The 4493-nt window shown below is 62.9% G+C and carries 7 protein-coding genes; all 7 read right to left on the bottom strand.

Annotated features, from left to right (window positions below; genetic code table 11):
* A partial coding sequence (locus tag EN745_RS30715) for a hypothetical protein (RefSeq protein WP_145992232.1) occupies window positions 1-195 on the bottom strand: 195 nt, incomplete at its 3' end.
* 105 nt (window positions 196-300) lie between these two features.
* Window positions 301-1812 carry a polyamine aminopropyltransferase gene (locus tag EN745_RS30710; protein WP_127422980.1) on the bottom strand — a complete coding sequence of 504 codons (1512 nt, stop codon included), beginning with the start codon at window positions 1810-1812 and terminating at the stop codon, window positions 301-303.
* 37 nt (window positions 1813-1849) lie between these two features.
* Window positions 1850-2077 carry a DUF350 domain-containing protein gene (locus EN745_RS30705; protein WP_127406945.1) on the bottom strand — a complete coding sequence of 76 codons (228 nt, stop codon included), beginning with the start codon at window positions 2075-2077 and terminating at the stop codon, window positions 1850-1852.
* A gap of 9 nt (window positions 2078-2086) precedes the next feature.
* The gene (locus EN745_RS36410) at window positions 2087-2224 is read right to left on the bottom strand and encodes a hypothetical protein (RefSeq protein WP_189347497.1); all 138 of its coding nucleotides are present in this window, start codon (window positions 2222-2224) and stop codon (window positions 2087-2089) included.
* Between the two features lie 16 nt (window positions 2225-2240).
* Window positions 2241-3563 (bottom strand): DUF4178 domain-containing protein, encoded by a 1323-nt coding sequence (locus tag EN745_RS30700; protein WP_189363209.1) that lies wholly within the window; start codon window positions 3561-3563, stop codon window positions 2241-2243.
* A complete protein-coding gene (locus EN745_RS30695; protein WP_127422978.1) occupies window positions 3560-4237 on the bottom strand; it encodes a DUF4178 domain-containing protein in 678 nt (225 codons plus the stop codon). The genes EN745_RS30700 and EN745_RS30695 overlap by 4 nt, the downstream gene beginning before the upstream one ends.
* Window positions 4238-4309: 72 nt before the next feature.
* Window positions 4310-4493, bottom strand: a 184-nt coding sequence (locus tag EN745_RS30690; RefSeq protein ID WP_145992230.1) for an SHOCT domain-containing protein, incomplete at its 5' end; no start/stop codon positions are given.

Below are 4493 nucleotides of genomic sequence, written 5' to 3'. Positions count from 1 at the left end.
GTCGTCGTCGTCGGCGGCGGCGAAGGTGCCGCCTCGCAGCCTGTGGCCGATGGCGGAGGAGGCGCCGACGAGTTCACCGGGCACCGGGCCGCTCTCCCCGCCGCTGGACAACGCCCTTCCTACCAGCCCGGAACCGGCAAGGCCAAGCGAGGCGGCTCCAAGCGCCAGGAACTGCTTGCGGGTGATCCGGCTCATGGCTTGGCCATCGTTCGCGAAACCGACCGCCCGGTAGGCATCTTCGGACGCGTCACGTTCAAAGACGGTCGTTCCTTGCCGGTCTGAAGGCCGGCACTCCGGCTTTCAATAAATGAGGTAATCGCCCCACTCCTCGTCGAAATAGCGCACCAGCGGCTGGTCATCGAGCCGCTGGATGGCGGTGGCGACATGCGCCATGTCGGGCGGGAACTGGAACATCGCCTTCATGGTCGGCAGGTCGAGGAAGCGCAGCCCCTCGGGCAGGTGCTCTGGCACCCGATAGGGCGAGAAGGAGCCGATGATGAAACCCCACTCGCCGAAGGACGGCACGAAGAGATGATAGGCGGCGGTCTGGTAACCAGCGGCCGCCAGCGTGTTGTCGACACACCAGAAGGATTTGCGCGCGATGAGTGGCGAAGTGCTCTGGATCACTACGATGCCGTCATCGTTCAGCGCCGATTTCAGCTGGCGGTAGAAGGTGAGCGAGTACAGCTTGCCGATCGAGAAGTTGGAAGGGTCCGGCAGGTCGATGATCACGGCGTCGAAGCGCGCATCGGCCGGCTTCTGTTCCCGCAGCCAGAGAAAGGCGTCGGCATTGATGAGTTTCAACTTGGGCGAGGACAGGGCGCCGCCATTGAGTGCCCTCATCAACTCGTTGCTGGAGAACAGGCGCGTCATGGCCGGGTCGAGATCGACCATGGTCACCGCCTCGACTGCCGGATATTTCAATACCTCTCGCAGCGCCAGGCCGTCGCCGCCGCCGATGATCAGCACCTTGCGTGGCGCCTTGAGCGCGCTCATCGCCGGATGCACCAGCGCCTCGTGGTAGCGGTATTCGTCCAGTGACGAGAATTGCAGGTTCGAATTGAGGAAGAGGCGGATGTCGCGCTGCTGGCGGGTGACCACGATGCGTTGGTAGGGCGTGGATTCGGCGAAGATCACCGTGCCTGGATAGATGCTCGCCTCCGAGATCGACTGGATGCGTTCCGACGAAATGAAGCCGGCTCCGAGCAGTGCCAGCACGGTGAAGGCCGCAGCCCTGTGCGCGCCCCGCCGGGGTATCATGCCGGCCTTGTTGGCATAGAGCATCCAGATCGCCACCATGGTGTTGAGGATGCCGAACAGGAAGGCGGAGCGGATCAGACCGAGATGCGGCACCAGCACCAGCGGGAAGAGCAGCGAGGCAAACAGCGCGCCGACATAGTCGAAGGTGAAGACTTTGGAGACCAGGTCCTTGAAGGCGAGCCGCCCCTCCAAGATGCGCAGCAGCAGGGGAATTTCGACGCCGACCAGGATGCCGATCACACCGACCAGAAAATAGAGCCAGAGGCGGAAGGAGGCGACCTGGTCGAACAAGATGAAAAGCGCCGCGGCCGAGGAACCGCCAATCGCCCCGACCATAAGCTCGATACGGACGAAATAGGCGAGCAGGTTGCGTTCGATATAGCGCGAGAGCCACGACCCGACGCCCATGGCGAAAAGATAGGCGCCAATGATGGTGGAGAACTGCGTGACGGAGTCGCCGAGCAGGTAGCTCGCCAGCGTGCCGGCGATCAATTCGTAGACAAGCCCGCAGGTCGCGATGACGAATGCCGAAAAGAGGAGCAGGATTTCCACGAAAGCGCCTTACGCCAACTCGCCGCAGGATCGCCTGTCAGCCGTGAATGGCCGAGGCAATGATAAGTGCGATGCCGATCGCGACGGAGCCCAGGAAGATCGCCAGGGCCAGGTTCTGCTTCTCGCAGATTTCTTTCCAGACCTGCACCCTGGGGGTCAGCAGATCAAGCAGCAGGAAGGCGACGACGAAGACGACGAGGCCCAAGCCCGAATAGACCAAAGAGGCAACGACGAATTTCAATTCGATCAGGCCGGTCGCATCCATTGAAGCCTCCTATTTGTGATATGCGTTGACGTCGCGGTTGGCAGTCTGCTTGCCGTTGAACATCGCGGTCACGGCATAGCCGTTGAAGTTGGCCGCCGACATGCCGAGCACAACCAGCGTGGCATAGATCATGTGCAGCTTGCTCATGTCTTTCTCCTTCGCATCACTCGGCAACGCCACCCTTTTCCCAGCGCGATTTCTCAAACATCATTCGCCTGATCAAGCTGATCGCCGGCACGGCCAGCAACAGCGCCATGGCAATCAGGTAGTTCGACCAAACCGGCACGTCGTATTTAATGGTGATGGTGACGGGCTGCGCCGGCAAGGGCGCCGAGGACGAAAGCAATGATGACGGCTTGGAGAACAGGCCGGCATCGGGCTCGATCAGCAATTTGTAGGTGCCGGGCGGAACCGGAGGCAACAGCGAAGTCTCGCGATTGCCTCCCTCCTCCCAGCGACCATCGGAATCAGTTCCGCTGTAGTGCTCGAGTGACTGAAATACCGAGTAGCTCTGATTGGTGTCGATGTTGACCAGCGCCATGTCGAGCTCGAGCCAGTCATTGCTGAGGTAGGAGGTGGTCTCGATCTCGATATTGCCGCTCCTGTTCAGCCGGAACGTTCCGGACGACAGGGTCTTGTTCTTGTCGGCGGCGGTCAGATTGTAGGTTTGTGAATTGACGAGCGCGTTTGCCGAGATCGCCAGCAAAGTGCCCTGCAGCATCGTGGCGGCAACCACTGCCAGGGCGACGATCGTGAATGACGGCTTGTACGGATTGACCTGGCTGACGCCGGCTGAGGAGGACGAAGGCACGCGCAGCGGCAGCTTGAAGGCGGCGGCGACGAGGCGCGCATCGAGATACTCGCCCTCGGAGACGATGATCTCCTCGTCGTTCCTCTCCACCATCAGCCGGTAGGGCGGCGCGATATAGTCGGTTACCGCGGTGACGTCCGAGGTCGATGCCCGCCAGAAGAACTCGCCGGCAACGTAGGTGGTGCGGGCAAAGCCCCTGCCGAAGAATTGGTAGCTGCGTCCATTCGCATCGATCCAGCCCTCCCTGCCCGCGCCCGGCACGTCGCGGTTGAGCATCTTCACCAGGGTCCAGTGGTCGTATTCCTCGGCCAGGAAGCGATAGCCGTGGTAAGGGTTGAACAGCAGGTGCTCGGTCCACCGAAAATCGCCAGGCCCGTCGCTGCGCCGCATATAGCCGACGACTTCCCATTCGATTTCCTTGAGCCGGGCACGGGCACCGATCGGGATATCGGACTGCTGCATGGCAGATTGTGCCGCCTCTATGATACGCAGATTCTCGTCGGCGACATCGATCACTGATGAACACTGGCTGCAGGTGGCGGTGATCGACTGGCCGGCCGCGCGCAGCGTAACCGCTCCACCGCAGTTCGGGCAGGCGAAGTTGCGCGGCCTGCCGGGCGCGCGCGGCGGCGGCGCCGGCTCGGCGGACGGCAGGATCGAAGGCTGGTCGCTCACCATCCCTCCAGCGGCCGCAAATTGGTAAAGCGGAAGGCGTCCCACTCCACATAGCGGCCGACATAGGCATGGGCCTCGCGCCCATCATGATCGAGCGTGGCGAACTCGCCCTGCCTGCCGATGCAGTCGATCGCGACCGTCCGGCGGCCCTTGGGCGCGGCGAAGGGCAGTTCGCCCTCCGATCCCAGGCAGGTCGCCAGCTTGATGTCGACCGCGCGCAGCGTGATGCCGCCGAGTTGCACGGCAAAGCCGGGCCTTGCCTCGGCGGCGGGCTTGCCGCTTGTCAGCAACCCGTGACAGTGGTCAAGCGTCACCTCGACGTCGCGCGGCAGGGGCCCCTCCAGTTCGAAACTGATGGAGAAAGACCCTTGCGCCTCGCCGATCCAGCCGCGCCGGCCGTCTGCCATCAGCAGGTGCCATTCGTTCCACAACCCGTCGCGCCAGCCAATCTTCAGCCGCCCGATGAGCGTGAAGGGCTGCTGCTCGAAATAGCCGCCGCTGCCCAGTTGCAACGGGCTCATGTCGTCCGGCAGGGCGGCCATCACCCCGATCGATTTGACGTCGACATCCGTGCGCACCACCATGGACTGGCAGTAGGCGCAGACGGCATAGACCGATTGCACCGACCGGAAGGTGACATCCGCGCCGCAGGACGGGCAGTCGAACTTGCGCATGAAAACCCTGAGTTGGATGCGCCGGACCTCTTGGCACCGGCAGGGCTGGGGAAACGGAGCCCGCCTGCGGGCTCACTTGATTCGGGACAGCAGCTCGGCCTTCTTGGCATCGAATTCCTGCTGCGTCAGAATTCCCTTGGCAAGCAGGCTGCCGAGCTTTTCGAGAAGCTGGATCGGGTCCTCGGCCGGTTGGGCCGGCGCCGCCTGGACCTGCGATGCCGAAGCCGCGGCGTTGCCGAAACCCTGTGTCATGGCC

This window comes from Mesorhizobium sp. M4A.F.Ca.ET.022.05.2.1, assembly GCF_003998845.1.
Classification (GTDB): Bacteria; Pseudomonadota; Alphaproteobacteria; order Rhizobiales; family Rhizobiaceae; genus Mesorhizobium.
Note: the sequence above shows the minus strand (reverse complement) of the source record. Positions and strands in the feature narration are given on the sequence as shown.

What these genes read in the sequence shown, in the direction of transcription:
- EN745_RS30705 (WP_127406945.1), bottom strand. Translation starts at nt 2,077, where the DNA reads ATGGATGCGACCGGCCTGATCGAATTGAAATTCGTCGTTGCCTCTTTG.
- EN745_RS36410 (WP_189347497.1), bottom strand. Translation starts at nt 2,224, where the DNA reads ATGAGCAAGCTGCACATGATCTATGCCACGCTGGTTGTGCTCGGCATG.
- EN745_RS30695 (WP_127422978.1), bottom strand. Translation starts at nt 4,237, where the DNA reads ATGCGCAAGTTCGACTGCCCGTCCTGCGGCGCGGATGTCACCTTCCGG.